Consider the following 18,239-nt stretch of genomic DNA (forward strand, 5'->3'; position numbering starts at 1 on the left):
CAACCAGAGAGGAAGTCACGTAAACCATGATGAAGGAAAATGCCTTTCAAGTAAGTATTCTAGCCAGCGGAAGCTCAGGAAATTCGCTCTATATCGAAAGCAATAAAAAGCGGATCTTAGTGGATGCCGGTTTGAGCGGCAAGAAGATCACTTCATTATTGGATGAAGTAGGGCGTAAACCAGAAGATTTGGACGCCATTCTTGTGACCCACGAACATCGAGATCATATCCACGGTGTCGGAGTACTGGCGCGAAAATACAAACTTGATGTCTATGCGAATACAAAAACATGGCAAGCGATGGATCCAATGATCGGTAACGTCGCTGTCGAACAAAAACATATCTTTGAAATGGGAAAAGTGCTGACCTTGGGTGACTTGGACATTGAAAGCTTTGGCGTCTCTCACGATGCTGCAGCGCCGCAATTTTATCGTTTCCATAAAGACGGCAAATCATTCGTAATGTTGACGGATACCGGTTATTGCAGCGATCATGTGCGAGGCATTATCAAAGGCGCCGATGCGTATCTTGTGGAAAGCAACCATGACCTAGAAATGCTGCGAATGGGCCCTTACCCATGGAGCCTCAAACAACGAATTCTTGGAGACCGTGGTCACTTATCGAATGAAGATGGCGCTCTGGTCATGACGGATATCTTGACCGACAATACCAAACGGGTCTATCTTGGTCATTTAAGTAAAGAAAACAACTTGAAAGAGTTGGCGCACTTAACGATGGTCAACACCATGAAAGAACATGATCTAGGTGTTGGAGAAACATTTGAAGTCTATGATACCGATCCTGACAAAGCGACGGAATTATTTGCAATCTAATCGATCAAACAAAGGATAAAATTGTCGGGTGGAGGCAGCAGGTATGTTTGATGAAGAAAAAATCAAGCGTCTGAACGAGCTTGAAATGGCTGTTTACAAGTACATTGTCCAGCATTTTGAAGAGATCGATCAGTTGACGATCCGCGAATTTTCAGCTGCATGCCATGTCTCGACCTCGACGATTTTACGATGTATCACGAAATTAGGCTATCGCGGGTATTCAGAGTTAAAGTATGCGATCTGTCAAAAAAAGGAACAAGATGCACGAGCGTTTGATCTTTTCTATGATGCAACGATCCAAGTCAATACATTTTTAAAAAAAGTCAATAATGAAGATTACCGTAAGTTTATCCAGCCAGCGGTAGAACTGATTCTTTCCGCACGCCATGTGGCGTTTTCAGGTATCGGCACAAGTGGCATTCTTGGCACCTATGGCAGTCGCTATTTTGCTAATTTAGGCATCAATGCCTATAGCATCGTCGATCCCTTTTTGCCAGTACCGCCTCGTGGGATGGAAAATACGTTAGCGATCATTTTATCAGTTTCGGGGGAAACCATTCAAATGATCAAGCAAACGGAGGACTTCAAACGGTATGGGGCAAAAGTACTCAGCATCACCAATGATGAAAAATCGACGATCGCCCAAATGGCAGATTACAATATTTCCTACTATATGCCCGTCGTCAGTGGGGGAAAAGAAGTCGATTTGAACCTGACGACGCAAGTCCCGGTGATTACACTGATCGAACTTTTAGCCCATCAAGTCTACAAGCAAATCTAAGTGATCGTAAAAAAACAGCTTCGGCTGTTTTTTTTGTTGGAACATGTTTCATAACTTGGAAAAGCTATAGGCAAGGGGAATATTATCTATTAAGATTTATTTGTAAGCGAATTCACTGGCCAGTGGATGGAATTTTATTTTAGGAGTGATGTGAGATGAACGAATGGATCAATGAGAAATTATTACCCCCAATATTAAAATTTGTCAATACGAAAGCAATCACTGCATTAAGAAACGGTATGCTCTATACGATGCCCTTTTCAATCGTAGGATCGATTTTCCTGCTATTAGCAAACTTTCCCGTCCAGTCGATTGCGGATTGGGTAACGAATAGCGGCTTAGGTGAATACTTCAACCAAGCCTATGGCGCCTCTTTTGCAATTATGGCCTTTTTCGCCGTAATGGGCATCGCCTATTCATATGTAAAAGCAGAAGGTTACGAAGGACTCCCTGCAGGAATGATTGGTTTAGTTATTTTCTTATTAACTATGGAGTCAAGTGTGACGGATGCTGAAGCAAATGTGACCATCGCAAATGTCATTGATAAGACGTGGACCGGTGGACAAGGAATGATCAGTGCCATCTTAGTGGGACTTTTTGTGGGTTGGGGTTATACGTGGTTCTTGAAACGCGACATCCGAATCAAACTGCCAGAGCAAGTACCCACCAATGTCGCAAACTCATTTACAGCATTGATTCCAGCCGCTGTTTTGACGACCATCGCATTAGGCATTTATATTTTCTTTGATAAAGTTTTTCAAACAACCGTGGTCGAATGGATCTACACCGTGATTCAAAGTCCAATGCAAGGGGTGACGGATTCTCTTGGTGGTGCAATGATGCTAGGCTTCTTAGTGCCATTCTTGTGGTTCTTTGGGGTTCATGGTTCGACGATCGTGGGCGGGATCATGGGACCAATTTTACAAGCCAATTCATTAGCCAATACGGCTATTCTTGAATCTGGTAAAGCATTGACATTAGAAAATGGCGGACACATCGTGACCCAGCAGTTTTTGGATCAATTTATGACGGTAACTGGCGCAGGAATGACGATTGGGATCGTGCTATACATGGTGGCTTTTGCCCGTTCGGCGCAGTTCAAACAATTAGGACGTCTTTCCTTGATCCCGGCATTCTTTAATATCAATGAACCAATTATTTTTGCGACACCGATCGTCATGAACCCAATCATGGTATTACCATTTATTTTGACACCGATGGTTTCAGGCGTGATCACGTATTTTGCACTTTATACCGGTATCGTACCGCTATTTACTGCTGTGCAAGTTCCATGGACGACCCCGCCGATCATTTCAGGTTTTCTAGTAGGTGGCATTCGTACCGCTATCTTACAATTTGTTGTTTTAGCAATCGGCTTCTTTATTTACTATCCTTTTATTCGTAAGGTCGATAGTTTGAACTATAAACAAGAAACAGAGATCGTTTAATACCAAGGAAGCAGGTTGAATAGAAATGAATAAACTAAGAAGCGATTTTTTATGGGGTGGCGCAGTCGCTACTCACCAATTGGAAGGCGGCTATCGTGAGGGTGGAAAAGGCGTGAGTGTCGCTGATGTCATGACTGTCGGAGGCAACGGAATTCCTCGCCGAATCACGGAAGGTATCCAACCGGGCGAAAGCTATCCCAATCATGAAGCGATCGATTTTTATCATCGGTATCCTGAAGACATCAAGCTTTTTGCCGAATTAGGGTTGAAGTGCTTCCGAACATCGATTGCCTGGACCCGTATTTTTCCAAAGGGGGATGAGCACGAGCCGAATGAGGAAGGCCTGGCCTTTTATGATCAATTATTCGATGAGTGTTTACGCTATGGCATCGAGCCAGTCATTACCCTGTCTCACTTTGAAATGCCTTATCATTTAGTGACCGAATACGGAGGTTGGCGTAACCGTAAGTTGATCGATTTGTTTGTCCGCTTTGCAGAAGTTTGTTTTACGCGCTATCAAAAGAAAGTGAAGTATTGGATGACCTTCAATGAAATCAATAATCAAGCAAACTATAAAGAAGATTTTGCGCCATTTACCAATTCTGGTCTGTTCTTTACGGAAGGAGAAGACCGAGAAAAAGTCATGTACCAAGCAGCTCATTACGAGCTCGTTGCCAGTGCAAAAGCGGTGGCGCTAGGACATGCGATCAATCCTGCGTTTCAAATCGGATCGATGATCGCGATGTGCCCAATCTATCCGTATTCTTGCGATCCCAAAGACATGATGGCAGCTACGGTGGCCATGCAACGGCGCTATTGGTTTTCAGATGTTCATGCCCGTGGGCACTATCCGAGTTATATGCGCAGCTATTTTGAAAGAAAACAATTTGATTTAGATATCACCCCTGAAGATGAAGCAGCTTTGGCAAAAGGTTGTGTTGACTACATTGGTTTTAGCTACTATATGTCTTTTGCGATCAAAGGCAAGGAGAATGATCCAACCTATGACTATGATGAGAGCCAAGATCTGGTGGACAATCCTTATGTCGATGCTTCTGAATGGGGCTGGCAGATTGATCCCGTAGGCTTGCGCTATGCCCTGAACTGGTTTAACGAACGCTACGAATTGCCGCTTTTCATTGTAGAAAATGGCTTTGGTGCGGTGGATACGGTGGAAGAGGATGGACAAATCCACGATGACTACCGTATTGACTACCTAAAAGCCCATATCGAAATGATGAAAGAAGCAGTAGCTTATGATGGCGTCGACTTATTAGGTTATACACCGTGGGGCATCATTGACTTGATTTCTGCGGGGACAGGGGAAATGAAGAAACGCTATGGTGTGATCTATGTGGACAAAGACAATGAAGGAAATGGAACCCTTGCTCGTCAGAAGAAAGATTCATTTGCATGGTATCAGCAAGTGATTGCGTCCAATGGCACGAAGGTCTAAAGAAAAAAACGTTACGCAAAATTTCTGCGTAGCGTTTTTTCTTTAGGGCATTTGGATATAGCCGTAATGAAGCAATAACTGAATAATAATAACTAAAGTGTTCATTCCCACATGGGTGATCATGGAAGTCCAAATACTGCCGGTCAAAGCATAAAGCCCAGAAAAGAACAGTCCTAAGAAAATATAGACTAAGAGATGATTGTCATTGTGGGCAAAGGCAAAGGCTACGGCGCTGACCACTACACCAACCCAAACATTGCTGTATTTCCCAATGATGCCAACTAAGGCTCTGCGGAAGACAAATTCCTCCATAATTGGCCCACCGACCATTGCTGCGAGAGCAAAGAGTGGGTTTTGCACCACGATGGCAATGATGTTTTCGGTATTTTGCGAAGCGCTGACTTCTCCGAAAAAGGATTCGATAAAGATGGCTAGATTTTGTAACAAAATCGCTGCGACAATGCCGGTTAGCCCGTAAATAAGAATCGCTGAGACTTTGGTTTTTTTGTGTTCAAACGATAGCGGTTCTGTTTGTTTGAAATACAAGAAAAACATGATCGCTGCACCAGCTAAGTAACCGATCGTTGTTGCTGCTACTTGATGTCCGCTAGGGACGAAGGCGATCGGTAGAAAAAAGACGATGCCGTAAGTAAGAATCGTGGACAAAGAATATTTTGATAAAGACATAGTTGTTTCCTCACACTCCTTTGCTTCATTATAGACTAGGTTGCTTCTAGAAACAAAAAATCCTACTATATTTATCAATCAATTAGAAATGCAAAAAAAATTTAGCAAAAGGCTTGCAAAAATTTGGGAAAATGAGTAATATTGAAACTGTAAGTTAGCACTCGATATAAGAGAGTGCTAATGCTAAATTCTATAACATTCATTGGAGGGATTTATCGTGTTAAGACCATTAGGTGATCGTGTGATTATCGAAGTCGCAAAAGAAGAAGAAAAAACTGTAGGCGGAATCGTGCTTGCATCAGCAGCAAAAGAAAAACCACAAACGGGTACCGTTATTGCAGTCGGCGAAGGACGCACGCTCGAAAACGGTGAAAAAGCTCCTGTTGCTGTCAACGTTGGCGAACAAGTAATGTTCGAAAAATACGCTGGCACAGAAGTGAAATATGAAGGAACAGAATATTTGATCGTTGCTGCAAAAGATATCATTGCAGTAGTAGAATAAGAAAAATAAAAAATACTTGAGGTGATGAAATCATGGCAAAAGAAATCAAATTTGCAGAAGACGCACGCGCAGCAATGCTTCGTGGGGTAGATAAATTAGCAGATACAGTAAAAGTAACCTTAGGCCCTAAAGGTCGTAACGTGGTTTTAGAAAAATCTTACGGTTCACCATTGATCACAAATGACGGTGTAACGATCGCTAAAGAAATCGAATTAGAAGATCATTTTGAAAACATGGGCGCAAAACTTGTTTCTGAAGTCGCTTCAAAAACAAACGATATCGCTGGTGACGGAACAACGACTGCTACGTTATTGACACAAGCAATCGTTCGTGAAGGATTGAAAAATGTCACCGCTGGTGCGAACCCATTAGGTATTCGTCGTGGGATCGAAATGGCAACAAAAGTGGCTGTAGAAGAGCTACACAACATTTCATCAATCGTTGATTCAAAAGAAGCAATCGCACAAGTTGGTGCTGTTTCTTCTGGTAGTGAAAAAGTTGGTCAATACATCGCTGATGCAATGGAAAAAGTCGGCAATGACGGTGTTATCACTATTGAAGAATCAAAAGGGATCGAAACAGAATTAGATGTTGTGGAAGGAATGCAATTTGATCGTGGTTACTTATCACAATACATGGTAACTGACAACGATAAAATGGAAGCAGCGTTAGAAAATCCATACATCTTGATCACTGACAAAAAAATCTCTAACATCCAAGATATCTTGCCATTGTTAGAACAAATCTTACAACAATCAAAACCATTATTGATCATCGCTGATGACGTTGATGGCGAAGCATTACCAACACTTGTATTGAACAAAATCCGTGGAACATTCAATGTTGTTGCAGTGAAAGCACCAGGATTTGGTGACCGTCGTAAAGCAATGCTAGAAGACATTGCGATCTTAACTGGTGGTACAGTGATCACTGAAGACTTAGGTCTTGAGCTGAAAGATGCAACCATCGATAACTTAGGTCAAGCAAGCAAAGTGGTTGTGGATAAAGACAACACAACAATCGTTGAAGGTGCTGGTGAAAAAGAAGCAATTGACGCACGCGTTCAATTGATCAAAAACCAAATCGCTGATACAACTTCTGACTTTGACCGTGAAAAACTACAAGAACGCTTAGCAAAACTTGCTGGTGGGGTTGCAGTGATCAAAGTTGGGGCACCAACTGAAACTGAATTGAAAGAATTGAAATTACGTATTGAAGATGCATTGAATGCAACACGTGCCGCTGTTGAAGAAGGCATGGTCTCAGGTGGGGGAACTGCCTTAGTGAATGTCATCAACAAAGTTGCAGAAATCGAAACAGATGGCGATGCAGCAACAGGTGTCAAAATCGTTTTACGTGCCTTAGAAGAACCAGTTCGTCAAATTGCTGAAAATGCAGGCTACGAAGGTTCAGTTATCATCGACAAATTGAAAAACGCTGACTTAGGCGTTGGTTTCAATGCAGCAACTGGCGAATGGGTAAACATGCTAGAAGCTGGGATCGTTGACCCAACAAAAGTGACGCGTTCTGCATTACAAAACGCAGCTTCTGTTGCCGCATTATTGTTAACAACTGAAGCAGTCGTTGCCGACAAACCAGAACCAGCAGCGCCAGCAGCTCCTGCAATGGACCCATCAATGGGTATGGGCGGCATGATGTAAGCAAGCCTTGAGAACTCCTCTTTTGAGGGGTTCTTTTTTTGTGCGATCTAAAAATACTTCAACACAGAAAAAGACAAAAAACCTTTCTTCTTAGTATTCTAAGCACCAAAGAATTGGTTCATTGCTTGAATAAAAGGAGAAAGGATTGGTAGATATAAGCTATCTATTTGTCTTGTAAAGGCAGCGAGTTTTGTAAGGAACGTCAATTACAACCGTTCCCAAAATCCCTGCGCAAAACCAGTAATAAATTCGTAGAGAGCCGGCAGTATCACCGAAATACATAAAACGACAAAGACCATTTTCTGAACAGCAGTTAATTGTTTGAGGAAATGGTTTTTTGTGAACAATAAATACGCGATACAGATAACGGCAAGCAGCTGCAATAGATCAAATAAAATGGACAAGAAAATCACCTTTTCTGATTAGATTGAATGGACGATAGAATGATGGATTCTCTCAACATAGAGCAAAGAGTTGAATGATATGGTTCTGAGAAAATGTGAAGATCAACGTTTATAAAGAAACGGTATTTCGACTCCAAAGAATGCGAAGATCCCGCTTAAAAGAAAGTAAGTCAATAAGCCTAGATAAAAAAGGACTTTCCAATTCAATTTCTTTTTCATTCGATCCACTCCTTTTGTGTATCATAGCATAAAAAAACGATAATATAAATAAATAATCTAAAGATGCAAATTTGCATTTTTCAGCAAGTGTAAGCTCTCTCAAGCTACATTTTCGCTATCTTGAAAAACCTGAGCTAAAATAGAAAGAGGAACAAAATCATGGCTCACTTTGATTTTTAAATGAACAACGAGTCGAAAGAAGGAGACATTTCTTTGAAAAAACCATGGATAAAACGCAAAAAGAAGCAAAACGAAAATGAATTATTAACGGAACAGTCCGTTCAAGTCGAGCAAAGTCAAACGAGAGAAGAGCTGCAAGAAGAAGCGGAGTTTACTTCTTTTTTTGCGGATGTCATGAAGCGAATGCCGAAAAAATCGGCTTCCCTGGTGATGAAAGGCTATGACGGATCAAAAGCCCAGGCGGAAAAAGTGTTAGCGAAAAGCAAGGATCAATTTGATCAGGTGTTTGAGGAGTTTTTGGTTGGCGTAGATGATGAAACGCGGAAAAAAGCCCACCGCACGATCCATGCGGCTTCTTTGACGGCGGCGATCATCGGCTGTTCACCGATTCCCTTTTCAGATGCAGTGTTACTTGTGCCAGTTCAGATGACAATGATGGCCCGTTTGTATCGTATTTTTGGGCGAACATGGCGTGAAGGGTTAGCGAAAAGTATTTCGAAAGAGCTAGTCGTTGTGAGTTTTGGTCGCAGTGCCGTTGGCAATATCTTGAAATTTGTCCCAGCAGTCGGCACCGTTGCTGGAGCTGCAATCAATGCCAGTGTGGCTAGTGGTATCACCGAGGCATTAGGCTGGGTGACTGTCAAGATGCTGAATGATGGGGAAGATGTGTTTGAGCAAGTGATGTCCTTTAAAGGCCAATTTCACACGCTGTTCAATGCGTTGAAAGTTGGCAAGAAATCCAAGTGAGACAAACAGAAGAAGAACGAAACAGGTCCAGAGGACTTGCTTTTGTTGCTTCTTTTTCTTCACAGCAAATAAATAGTTATTTTAAAGGAGTGAGTAAAATGAAACAACGAGTGACACGGGAAGAAGTCAAAGAACGGTTGGTCACCGATGCGTATTTTCAAAAAGGTCGTTCCGCTTTAAAGACCCGCCAAACGATTTTGACGATTCTTGCTTGGCTGATGGTCTTGGTTCCCTTTGTCTGGCTGGCCATTCCGTTGACGCTGCCGAATCTGGCGGATCGGATTGCCTTTCGAACATATCTGGAAGAAGCAGTGACTTTTGATTTTTTGGCGTTATTTTTAGGCATTTCTTTTTTGATTTTAATTCTTACGTTTGCTTTATTAACTTTGAGGAACAACCGCCGCTTCAAACGATTGCTGCAAAAGCAATCGATGCATGATGAAGCTGCCTTGGAAAAACGCAAAGAGTTGCTAGAAGCATTTTACGAAGAACGCTTCGGGACGAAAGAAGAACGCCACGGGGCAAAATACTACGCGGTTGCACCGGAGCAAAACATCGGAGAAAGAGAGATCCAAGAACTTTTCCGTAGAAATGGGGTGGGCTGATGGTTGTCAATTTTGATACTGGGTTCCCGTGGTTGGATACATTTTTAACAGTCGTTTTAATGATTCTGTTCACGTATCCCATTTTGGGCGGCTTTGCTTGGTTCATCGGGGTGATCTGCAATCGTTTTTTGTTCCGTTATCGACAATTAGAGTGGATACCGATCCCCGAAGAGATCGAGCCGATGATCACGATTATGGTACCAGCTCACAATGAAGAAATCGTTATTGAAGACACGATTCATTATTTAATGAACAATCTGAACTACAGCAATTATGAGGTGTTGGTGACTGATGATGGTTCAACGGATCAAACTCCTGTGATATTAGGCCGATTGATGGAACAGTACCCAAATCTAAGAGTGTTGCGCATCGAAAAAAACCAAGGAAAAGCCCATGCCTTTAATATTGGGGTAGGGTTTGCCAAAGGGGAATTGATCTTGAGCAACGATGCAGATACGGTTCCTGAACCTGATGCGTTATGGAAATATGTCAATTATTTCATCCGCCAAGACTCCATCAATATCTCTGCCATTACGGCGAATATGGACGTTCAAAACCGCACAACGATCGTAGGAAAATCACAAACTGTTGAGTTTTCAAGTATCGTAGGAATTATCAAACGGACACAGCAAGCCGTTTTCGGCGTCATCTATGCCTATAGCGGTGCCAATACGATGTATCGCCGCGCGGCCTTGATGGACGTGGGTCTGTTTCGACAAAATCGAGCAACAGAAGATATCAGTATTGCCTGGGACCACCAATTCCGAGGTTGGCTGTCTTTATTTGCTTCACGAGTGATGTTTTTCATGGAGGTGCCAGAAACACTCAAGATGCTCTACCGACAACGGAAACGCTGGGCGAAGGGCGGTACAGAAGTATGGCTGACCAACTTTAAAAAGGTCTTTTTGCATCCTTTTGAAAACATTGGTCGAACCGCTATGTTTGTCGATCAAACATTAAGTATCATTTGGTCATTCTTTTTCTGGCTTTCATCTGCCTTGTTTGTCTTCTATCTGATCTATTATGGTGCAACTGGGAATTACGAACGGATCTATCATATGTTTACGATGGCCTTTCTCTTCGTTTGTTTCGAGATGATTGCGGGGGTCATGCAGCTATTTACCAGCCTCTTGGCGGATGATAACCGCAGCAAGCTGAAGTATTTCCGTTTTGCCCCTTTTTACATGCTGTTTTACTGGATGATCAATGCCATAACGATCGTCACTACCTTTATTCCAGCCGTCAAGACCATCCTTGGCTACGGCAGCGGTGTTTGGGTCAGCCCTGAGCGAACGGCGAAAAAAACCGAAGAATCTTAACGAATTCACCTTCCCTGGACAATAAAAACAAGTCTGAGTTTTCTTCAGACTTGTTTTTTTGCCATTAAGGTTCAGAAAGATAGTAAATCTCACGATTTTGGTATGGATAACGAGTTTGCGAAAATTCGAAGGGCCGTCCGTCGGAGAGACGAGCAACTTGTTCTAATTCTAAGATCGGATCATTGGGATCGACTTCTAAATATTTGATATCATAGGAATCTGCTTTGTCGGCACGGATTTTACGTATGGCGGGACCTATTTTGAGATGTAAGGAATCAGTGATATATCGATAGATCGAGTGTTCAAGGATCGCCATATCAATATCGGGAATGGTTTTGATGGGCATGATCGTGTACTCCAATTCAAAGGGTTCGTTATCAACATAGCGCAGTCGTACGATATCATAAACAGGTTCGTTTTCTCGCAAAGACAAGTAATCCATTTCGTTGGCTTCTGGAAAACGTACATTGAAACTAATGATTTTACTTTGCACTTTATGCCGTCCGCCATATCGGTTGACTAAACCGATATACTCATTGATCTGTCCTTGGTAGGTCGCTGAATTGACATAGGTGCCATGACCTCTTTTGGTAGAAATCAGGCCTTCTTGCTTCAATTGATTTAGCGCTTTTTGGATCGTCATTCGCGAGGTTTGAAATCGTTTGGCTAACGCCGTTTGTTCCGGTAGTTTTGATAAAGCTGGAAAAACTCCTTCATAAATATCTGTCCGCAACTGATCAACGATCTCTTTGTATTTTGTCATAGTCATCACTCCTTATGTAAAGAAATTCATGGACTTGAGTTTTGTTTGAAGGGGATAAAAACAAGGTATATCACTAAAGAATCCGCTGAAATTCACATGTATAGAAAAAGCTTTACATGTGTTTTTGAAAAATTTACATGCCTGTTTCGCCTAATTATAATAGGTTTTGTAAGCGAATACAAACGATGGAGGAATCAATATGAAAAAATTTTACTGGGGAAACAGTGTCAGCAGTATGCAGACAGAAGGTGGTTGGAATGAAGGCGGTAAAAGCTTATCCGTTTATGATATACGGGAAGCTTCGGAACAGGCTAGCGATTGGCATGTAGCAAATGATAACTATCATGCGTATACAGAAGATTTTGATTATATGCAAGATTTGGGGATGAACATGTATCGTTTCCAAATTTCTTGGTCAAGGGTCGTTCACGATGGAGATGGTGCCTTTAATGAAGAAGGGATCGCCTATTACGATCGTTTTATTGATGATCTGTTAGCTCGAGGGATCGAGCCTATGATTTGTTTGTACCATTTTGATATGCCTCTGCATCTGGCGAAAACCTATAACGGGTTCATCAGCAAAGAAGTGAAGGACGCATTCATTCGTTTCGGAAAAGAAATGGTGGATCGTTTTGCGGATAAAGTCCATTATTGGTTAACCTTTAACGAACAAAATCTTTTCCACCAAGACCATGGTTTTAAGATCAGCGGTTATTTAGAAGGGGAAGAAACGACAGAAGAATTGTATCAGATTTTCCACAATGTCATGGTTTGCCATGCAGAAATCTGTAATTATCTTCATGAAACAACAAATGCGAAGATCGGCGGCATGCTGGCGTATTCTGAGGCGTATCCAGCGACTTGTCGTCCACAAGACATCAAAGCAGCAAGAGAGTTTGATGAATTTGCGAACTTTACTTTATTAGATTGCTATGCGCACGGCAAGTATTCGGCAGCACAAGACCGATACGTGAAAAATCATCAACTCAATATGAATATTTTACCTGGGGAATTAGAAGCGATCGCAGCGCAGAAAAATGATTACATTGCCTTTAGCTATTATGCTTCTTCTACCTTGAACGCTGAAAAAATTCCTGAAGGAACGCCGCCAAATCGGTACATGACTTTTGGAAAACAAGACAATCCGTATATTGAAACGACGGAATGGAATTGGCAAATTGATCCACTCGGCTTCCGTGATGTCTTAAATAAAGTCTATCAGCGGTACCGGTTGCCAGTGTTTCCGATTGAAAACGGGATTGGTGTCAGAGAGCATTGGAATGGCAAAGAACCGATTCAAGATGATTACCGTATTGCCTACCATCAAGAGCATATTCGAGCGATGTTTGAAGCGATGGTGGAAGATGGAGTGGTCTGTCTTGGGTATCTTGGTTGGGGGCTAATCGACATTTTGAGCTCGCAAGGTGATATGGAGAAACGATACGGGCTCGTGTATGTCAATCGTGGCAACCATGAGTTGCGAGATATGAAACGTGTGCCGAAAAAATCGTATGAATGGTTCAAAGAAGTGATCAAAACAAATGGTAGTACGATCTATGCAAACCCATATACAGAATAGGAGGAACAAAAATGGCAGCAGAAAAGCGCACGTTTTTAGATAAATTTACAGAGTTTTCGGTCCGTCTCGGCAATCAGGTTCATCTCAAAAGTCTTCGTGATGCGTTTGCGACCTTAATGCCTGCCTTTATTATCGCAGGGATCGCTGTGTTGTTTAATAATGTCTTCTTTCCATGGTTTTTAGAAGGGGCTGCCTTGGCGCGAATGCAAGTGTTTGGCAATTCCATCACCAATGGAACATTGAATATCGCCGGTCTGCTGATCGCCCCGATGATCGCTTATTTTCTTTGCCGCAACAAAAACAATCCGAGCGCCATCAATGCAACCTTTGTGGCAACGACTTGCTTAGTGGTCATGTTGGCGATGGCTCATGCCGTGTTGCCAGAAGGCGCTCAAGCAGAAGTGACCATCAGTGGTGTGATGCTATTTAACGATGTCGGGACCAAAGGGATGTTTTCTGGAATCATTTGTGGGTTAGTTGCCACGGAATTATTTATTCGACTGTCAGAAAACAAGCACCTAAAAATCAATTTAGGGGATCAAGTTCCTCCTGCCGTCAGCAAATCCTTCAGCACGTTGATCCCTGCTATTTTGGTGATTTCCTTCTTTGCCGTAGTTGCGACCGTGCTAGCAGCCTTTGATACCGACCTGATTCAAATCATTTCAACAGTGATCCAAGAACCACTGCGTTTATTGAACACATCGATTTTTGGGTTCTTGATCATCTATTCAACGGGAAATTTTCTGTTTACTTTAGGCATTCACCAAACCGTCATCAATGGCACCTTGTTAGATCCATTGCTGTTAGTCAATATGAATGAAAACATGCAAGCCGTGCAAGAAGGCGCTACGCCACCCAATATCTTAAATTCAGCATTCGTGACGGTTTTCGCACAACTAGGCGGGACTGGGTTTACGATCAGCTTGATCATTGCAGTGCTCTTATTCGTCCGCAATTACCAACCTTTTCGAGATGTCGTCAATCTATCCCTAGCTCCGGGTATTTTTAATATCAACGAGCCAATCATCTTTGGTTTACCGATCGTCTTCAATTTACCAATGATCATTCCCTTCGTTGCAAGTCCAATTGTTGCGACGTTGATTGGCTACTTTGCTACCGCAGTAGGATTCATTGAGCCACTTTCTGTGATGGTTCCTTGGACGACACCACCAATTCTTAGTGCATTGTTGGCATCAAAAGGGGATTTCAAAGTTGTTTTGGTTCAAGTGATCATCATCGTCGTCTGTGTAGCAATCTATTTTCCATTTCTAAAAATCGCTCAACGGGTTGCAATCAAATCTGCTGAATTGGAGCGGGCAGAATAAACAAAACAGGATGAATCCTATACTAGAGTGACCTACAAAAGTTAGAACAAAATTCTAACGTTTTGGGGGTCACTATTTTTTGAGGTGATTTTTTACTAAGTTTCTATTTTGAACTTTAATTAAATGGTATACTATCCCAAAAGGAGCGACTATGAAACTTTCAGAAATGCAAAAAGCGATTTATCAAAACAAAATCGATCACCAATTCAATGTCACAAATATTGAAAAAGAGTTTTTGGCTTTATATGGTGAAGTAGGGGAAGCCTTTGACGCGTATCGGAAGCAACAAGAGGTAGGAGAAGAATTGGCGGATGTGGCGATTTATCTTCTTGGGTTAGCGGAAATCCTTTCCATCGATCTTGAAGCAGAGATTCATAAAAAAATGGCCGTCAACCAAGAGCGTCGTTATACGAGTTATGGCAATGGCTATGCCAAACGAATCGATAATTGATACACGCACAAAAACTAGTAGATTCCTCGAGTATAGGCCCTTACCGAAATAGAAATGGAAGCAGGAGATAGGATGGAAAAGAACGTAAGCATGCGTGAATTAACCACGGCAGATTTAGCAGAAGTCGTGGACCACTATATTGCCGTATTTTCAGCAGAACCATGGAATGACCAATTGACAGTGCCACAAATCACCGACTATGTATCATCAATGATGGCAATGAATACTTTTATTGGTTATCGACTAACAGACCGAGCATCGAATGAATTGATTGGTCTTTCATTAGGCTTTATCAAGCCCTGGTATCAAGGAAAAGAGTATGTGATCGATACCTTTTTAATTACTGGCACGCATCAAGGAAAAGGCCTTGGTTCCACTTTTTTAGAAAGGATCAAAGAGGATCTGCTCAAGAAAGAGATTCCAACGATCCTGTTAGATACCGAAGAAAGTATGCCAGCAGCGGATTTTTATAAAAAGAATGGCTTTAAACCGCTACCAGATAATGTGAGCTATTATTTATCTCTAGAATAATAATAGCTTGTCAATAAATAAAAAAGTCTGCGAAAAAATCGCAGGCTTTTTAGTTATGCACAGTTTCAACAGGTTTATCCACAATATGTTGTAGGAACATGTTTTCGCCTACTAAATATTGGGTGTGTGGTTTTTAGAAAAGGATTTCAAAGAGATTCTTATGGACCAATGAGCGTAAAAGTGAAAAAAGTACTGAAACGCTTATAGAATATAGCAATATTTATCTAGATGAGAGGCTCTGTTGGTACCGATCAGCTAATTTCTATCATCTTCGCGATAGGTTTTGCGATACTGTAGCGGCGTTAAACCAAATTTACGCTGAAATCTTTTGCTAAAGTAGCTCAAGTGATTGAAGCCAACGTGGTAGCAGATGGTTGAGATCGGCTCATCCGTTTCGATCAATAGGTTTTTGGCTTGAGACAATCGATAATCAATCAGATAGTTGATTGGGGTCAATGTCGTGTATTGCCGAAAAAGGGCGGTACAAGTACGTGTATTGATGGCAGCAGCTTTAGCGATCGCAGGAACCGTTAATGGTTCTTGATAATGCTCATGGACAAATGCCAGCATTAAGTAGATAGTTTCTTTCTTTGGTGAAGCAGGTCTTGCAGCCATTAGCTGTGAAAGGGCAGCTAAAAACAATTCATAGAGAGTAAATCGTTGTTCAATAAGCAGAGGCAGACGCACGGTTTGAACAAATGCTTGATGTTGGGCGGTTAAGGTTAAGCGCCGATAGCTGCGGGTGCGATCGTGGACTAATTGTTCGATCGCTTCTTTAAAAACAGGGTCAGCAATAAAGCCTGAAGAAAAATCAAAGCAGCAATATCGGATGTTTTCTGAAGCTAAAACAGCACCATGGAGTACACGGCTATTAATAATGATCGCCTCATTCTTGCTTAGCAAAATTTGCTCGTCGTCTATCGTATACACGAAGCTACCTTCTTCGACCCATACAATTTGCAGCTCGTCGTGCCAATGCAGAGGCAATTGGTCGCCACGCTTTTGTTGCAAGCAACGTTGATAAATTGCGAAGGAGCGATTTGTAGTTGTATGTTTGGTCGTTTCTTCGTTTTCTTCTGTGCGTTCAAAGTACATACCGCACCACCTTTTTACAGAATAGTGTTAAAAACAATCAGGATATTGACAAAAGTTCACTATCTGATTCGGTATAATACTAACAAAGTAAAGTGAAAGACAAAAGGTGTTTTTATGAAAAAAACAGTTGGGATTGTTTATGCTTGTTCAGCAGCAGCTTTGTGGGCAGTTTCTGGCATCGCTGGACAAATTTTATTTACGAAATATAGTATTTCAGCAAATTGGCTCGTTTCAACAAGATTGGTTCTTTCAGGGTGTTTGTTGCTAAGCATTGGGTTAAAGGATCGCGCTCGATTGATTTCCCCATTTCGGGAGAAAAAGGACTTCATTCAGCTGCTCTTGTTTTCTTTCTTAGGCATGTTTCTCGTTCAATTTACCTACTTTAAAACGATTGAGCAAAGCAATGCTTCGTTTGCAACGATTATTCAATATACAGGACCTTTCTTTGTTTTACTCTATGCCGCGATAGCCAAAAGGCAGCTCCCCTCGTTAAAGACATGTTTCTGGTTATTGGTAACCTTACTTGGTGTGACGGCTGTGGCATCAAAAGGACAGATTGAGCAATTAGCGACTTCCCAATCTGCACTAGGCTGGGGGTTAGCATCAGCGATATCACTAGCTTTTTATTCTATACAGCCGCGTAAACTCTTGCAAAAATATGGGAGTTTACCAATTGTCGGCTGGGGGATGTTGATTGGTGGAGGCTTGGGGAATGTGGTTCATCCAATGTGGCAGATAGGTAGTCAACTGAACGTTCAAGTAATTCTTTATTTGCTGGTGGTCATTTTATTTGGAACAGCACTAGCGTACTTGATTTTTTTAACAAGTTTACGCTATTTATCCTCAACACTTGCAACAGTTTTAACAGCAGTTGAGCCATTGCTGGCTGCTTTCTTATCGATCATTGTTTTTCATGATCACTTCACAATGGTGGAGATACTAGGATTTATGGCAGTCATAGGGAGCATCATGTGTTTACAAAAAAAATTGTGAAAAAGACGAGATTCGCCAAAATCGGTGAAGTCTCGTTTTTTTTATAAATCAACAGAAAAAGAAAACGCAGGAGTCTACGCTTTCTTTTTCTGTTCTTCTTTTTTCTTGTCTGTGGTCGGTACGGAATCTAGGGCTTTTTTGAAAATCTCTTCTTTTTTCGTTTTATAGTTATGTTGTCGTTCAGCATACACTTTTTCTTTCGTCTTTGTTTTCATACTCGGTCACCTCTTCCTTTTTTTTAAGTATAGCATAATTTCACAAACTTATGCAAATCCTTGATTTTCTCCTTGATGTTATAATCTTTCTTGTAAAATACATTGTGAAAATATTTCTTTTGGCAGAGATGAGGGACTTCTCTATTAAGAAATTCGCATCCGGTTGGAAGCGATGTAACAGGATTTCATCTAAGCGTCGATCACACAGGTGAAAGCAGCGTTCTTTTTGAAACAATTTTTTCACAGAATCCCTCGTGTAAAAAAGGAATGATAAATGGGTGGTTTTAGTATCGATTTTTGAAAAAGGGAATCAGGAAAGAAATGTTATTCAAATAACAGTCTTGTTTTTCAAAAAGTGGGTTTGTTTGCAAAAAAAATCCTGTTTTTATTCGCGAATTAAAATAACGTTGAATGAAATAGCGTTTTTCTGTAGTTTATAGAAATC

General features: G+C 41.5%; 19 protein-coding genes. 14 read left to right on the forward strand and 5 right to left on the reverse strand.

All coding sequences use genetic code 11. The features are described 5' to 3' along the window. Positions 1-26 precede the first annotated feature (26 nt). The 4 genes from IGI96_RS11830 to IGI96_RS11845 all read left to right on the forward strand — a co-directional run bounded on the left by IGI96_RS11830 (position 27) and on the right by IGI96_RS11845 (position 4,518). A complete protein-coding gene (locus tag IGI96_RS11830; protein ID WP_005231151.1) occupies positions 27-833 on the forward strand; it encodes an MBL fold metallo-hydrolase in 807 nt (268 codons plus the stop codon). Positions 834-876: 43 nt separating this feature from the next. Further along, on the forward strand, positions 877-1,614 hold the full coding sequence (locus IGI96_RS11835) for a MurR/RpiR family transcriptional regulator (RefSeq protein ID WP_034858213.1): 738 nt from the start codon (positions 877-879) through the stop codon (positions 1,612-1,614). A 155-nt stretch (positions 1,615-1,769) separates the two neighbouring features. Further along, positions 1,770-3,062 (forward strand): PTS sugar transporter subunit IIC, encoded by a 1,293-nt coding sequence (locus tag IGI96_RS11840; protein ID WP_005225288.1) that lies wholly within the window; start codon positions 1,770-1,772, stop codon positions 3,060-3,062. Positions 3,063-3,087: 25 nt separating this feature from the next. Then, positions 3,088-4,518, forward strand: a complete 1,431-nt coding sequence (locus IGI96_RS11845; protein ID WP_438785173.1) for a 6-phospho-beta-glucosidase — start codon at positions 3,088-3,090, stop codon at positions 4,516-4,518. A gap of 42 nt (positions 4,519-4,560) precedes the next feature. Here the strand turns inward: IGI96_RS11845 and IGI96_RS11850 are convergent, their stop codons facing one another. Continuing rightward, positions 4,561-5,205, reverse strand: a complete 645-nt coding sequence (locus IGI96_RS11850; protein ID WP_005225290.1) for a CPBP family intramembrane glutamic endopeptidase — start codon at positions 5,203-5,205, stop codon at positions 4,561-4,563. Positions 5,206-5,422: 217 nt separating this feature from the next. Between IGI96_RS11850 and groES the strand changes: the two genes are divergently transcribed. Then, entirely contained in the window at positions 5,423-5,707 is a 285-nt protein-coding gene (gene groES, locus IGI96_RS11855) for a co-chaperone GroES (protein WP_005225291.1), read from the forward strand. Positions 5,708-5,739: 32 nt separating this feature from the next. After that, on the forward strand, positions 5,740-7,368 hold the full coding sequence (gene groL / locus IGI96_RS11860; protein ID WP_005237384.1) for a chaperonin GroEL: 1,629 nt from the start codon (positions 5,740-5,742) through the stop codon (positions 7,366-7,368). A 206-nt stretch (positions 7,369-7,574) separates the two neighbouring features. On the opposite strand, the gene IGI96_RS11865 is transcribed toward groL, so the two are convergent. Then, positions 7,575-7,772: a hypothetical protein gene (locus IGI96_RS11865; RefSeq protein ID WP_016610551.1), complete on the reverse strand. Its 198-nt coding sequence runs from the start codon at positions 7,770-7,772 to the stop codon at positions 7,575-7,577. 399 nt (positions 7,773-8,171) lie between these two features. Here IGI96_RS11865 and IGI96_RS11870 point away from each other — a divergent pair, with 399 nt between their 5' ends. The 3 genes from IGI96_RS11870 to IGI96_RS11880 all read left to right on the forward strand — a co-directional run bounded on the left by IGI96_RS11870 (position 8,172) and on the right by IGI96_RS11880 (position 10,842). Continuing rightward, on the forward strand, positions 8,172-8,918 hold the full coding sequence (locus IGI96_RS11870) for a YcjF family protein (protein ID WP_016610552.1): 747 nt from the start codon (positions 8,172-8,174) through the stop codon (positions 8,916-8,918). Between the two features lie 98 nt (positions 8,919-9,016). Then, on the forward strand, positions 9,017-9,523 hold the full coding sequence (locus IGI96_RS11875) for a hypothetical protein (RefSeq protein ID WP_034858218.1): 507 nt from the start codon (positions 9,017-9,019) through the stop codon (positions 9,521-9,523). After that, the gene (locus tag IGI96_RS11880) at positions 9,523-10,842 is read left to right on the forward strand and encodes a glycosyltransferase family 2 protein (protein WP_086338618.1); all 1,320 of its coding nucleotides are present in this window, start codon (positions 9,523-9,525) and stop codon (positions 10,840-10,842) included. The genes IGI96_RS11875 and IGI96_RS11880 overlap by 1 nt, the downstream gene beginning before the upstream one ends. A gap of 64 nt (positions 10,843-10,906) precedes the next feature. Here the strand turns inward: IGI96_RS11880 and IGI96_RS11885 are convergent, their stop codons facing one another. Next, positions 10,907-11,605 (reverse strand): GntR family transcriptional regulator, encoded by a 699-nt coding sequence (locus tag IGI96_RS11885; RefSeq protein WP_034858220.1) that lies wholly within the window; start codon positions 11,603-11,605, stop codon positions 10,907-10,909. 199 nt (positions 11,606-11,804) lie between these two features. Between IGI96_RS11885 and IGI96_RS11890 the strand changes: the two genes are divergently transcribed. The 4 genes from IGI96_RS11890 to IGI96_RS11905 all read left to right on the forward strand — a co-directional run bounded on the left by IGI96_RS11890 (position 11,805) and on the right by IGI96_RS11905 (position 15,491). Continuing rightward, complete coding sequence (locus IGI96_RS11890; RefSeq protein WP_086338617.1) at positions 11,805-13,184, forward strand: glycoside hydrolase family 1 protein; 1,380 nt, start codon at positions 11,805-11,807, stop codon at positions 13,182-13,184. Positions 13,185-13,195: 11 nt separating this feature from the next. Beyond that, positions 13,196-14,509, forward strand: a complete 1,314-nt coding sequence (locus tag IGI96_RS11895; protein ID WP_086338616.1) for a PTS sugar transporter subunit IIC — start codon at positions 13,196-13,198, stop codon at positions 14,507-14,509. Between the two features lie 151 nt (positions 14,510-14,660). Continuing rightward, positions 14,661-14,960, forward strand: a complete 300-nt coding sequence (locus IGI96_RS11900) for a MazG-like family protein (RefSeq protein ID WP_086338615.1) — start codon at positions 14,661-14,663, stop codon at positions 14,958-14,960. A 72-nt stretch (positions 14,961-15,032) separates the two neighbouring features. Then, on the forward strand, positions 15,033-15,491 hold the full coding sequence (locus IGI96_RS11905; protein ID WP_005225310.1) for a GNAT family N-acetyltransferase: 459 nt from the start codon (positions 15,033-15,035) through the stop codon (positions 15,489-15,491). Between the two features lie 255 nt (positions 15,492-15,746). On the opposite strand, the gene IGI96_RS11910 is transcribed toward IGI96_RS11905, so the two are convergent. Beyond that, entirely contained in the window at positions 15,747-16,586 is an 840-nt protein-coding gene (locus tag IGI96_RS11910; protein WP_270287914.1) for an AraC family transcriptional regulator, read from the reverse strand. 114 nt (positions 16,587-16,700) lie between these two features. Between IGI96_RS11910 and IGI96_RS11915 the strand changes: the two genes are divergently transcribed. Continuing rightward, on the forward strand, positions 16,701-17,579 hold the full coding sequence (locus tag IGI96_RS11915) for a DMT family transporter (RefSeq protein WP_086338613.1): 879 nt from the start codon (positions 16,701-16,703) through the stop codon (positions 17,577-17,579). Between the two features lie 74 nt (positions 17,580-17,653). On the opposite strand, the gene IGI96_RS11920 is transcribed toward IGI96_RS11915, so the two are convergent. After that, entirely contained in the window at positions 17,654-17,794 is a 141-nt protein-coding gene (locus IGI96_RS11920; protein ID WP_005237363.1) for a hypothetical protein, read from the reverse strand. Between the last annotated feature and the right edge of the window lie 445 nt (positions 17,795-18,239).

This window comes from Enterococcus sp. DIV0421 (assembly GCF_051713745.1).
GTDB classification, from domain to species: Bacteria; Bacillota; Bacilli; order Lactobacillales; family Enterococcaceae; genus Enterococcus_D; species Enterococcus_D casseliflavus.

Excerpts from the sequence above, each read along its gene's own strand:
- IGI96_RS11915 (WP_086338613.1), top strand. The coding sequence starts at position 16,701 with ATGAAAAAAACAGTTGGGATTGTTTATGCTTGTTCAGCAGCAGCTTTG.
- IGI96_RS11910 (WP_270287914.1), bottom strand. The coding sequence starts at position 16,586 with ATGTACTTTGAACGCACAGAAGAAAACGAAGAAACGACCAAACATACA.
- IGI96_RS11905 (WP_005225310.1), top strand. The coding sequence starts at position 15,033 with ATGGAAAAGAACGTAAGCATGCGTGAATTAACCACGGCAGATTTAGCA.
- IGI96_RS11840 (WP_005225288.1), top strand. The coding sequence starts at position 1,770 with ATGAACGAATGGATCAATGAGAAATTATTACCCCCAATATTAAAATTT.
- groL (WP_005237384.1), top strand. The coding sequence starts at position 5,740 with ATGGCAAAAGAAATCAAATTTGCAGAAGACGCACGCGCAGCAATGCTT.
- IGI96_RS11835 (WP_034858213.1), top strand. The coding sequence starts at position 877 with ATGTTTGATGAAGAAAAAATCAAGCGTCTGAACGAGCTTGAAATGGCT.
- IGI96_RS11900 (WP_086338615.1), top strand. The coding sequence starts at position 14,661 with ATGAAACTTTCAGAAATGCAAAAAGCGATTTATCAAAACAAAATCGAT.
- IGI96_RS11875 (WP_034858218.1), top strand. The coding sequence starts at position 9,017 with ATGAAACAACGAGTGACACGGGAAGAAGTCAAAGAACGGTTGGTCACC.
- IGI96_RS11830 (WP_005231151.1), top strand. The coding sequence starts at position 27 with ATGATGAAGGAAAATGCCTTTCAAGTAAGTATTCTAGCCAGCGGAAGC.
- IGI96_RS11870 (WP_016610552.1), top strand. The coding sequence starts at position 8,172 with ATGAACAACGAGTCGAAAGAAGGAGACATTTCTTTGAAAAAACCATGG.
- IGI96_RS11890 (WP_086338617.1), top strand. The coding sequence starts at position 11,805 with ATGAAAAAATTTTACTGGGGAAACAGTGTCAGCAGTATGCAGACAGAA.
- IGI96_RS11895 (WP_086338616.1), top strand. The coding sequence starts at position 13,196 with ATGGCAGCAGAAAAGCGCACGTTTTTAGATAAATTTACAGAGTTTTCG.
- IGI96_RS11845 (WP_438785173.1), top strand. The coding sequence starts at position 3,088 with ATGAATAAACTAAGAAGCGATTTTTTATGGGGTGGCGCAGTCGCTACT.
- IGI96_RS11920 (WP_005237363.1), bottom strand. The coding sequence starts at position 17,794 with ATGAAAACAAAGACGAAAGAAAAAGTGTATGCTGAACGACAACATAAC.
- IGI96_RS11850 (WP_005225290.1), bottom strand. The coding sequence starts at position 5,205 with ATGTCTTTATCAAAATATTCTTTGTCCACGATTCTTACTTACGGCATC.
- IGI96_RS11885 (WP_034858220.1), bottom strand. The coding sequence starts at position 11,605 with ATGACAAAATACAAAGAGATCGTTGATCAGTTGCGGACAGATATTTAT.
- IGI96_RS11880 (WP_086338618.1), top strand. The coding sequence starts at position 9,523 with ATGGTTGTCAATTTTGATACTGGGTTCCCGTGGTTGGATACATTTTTA.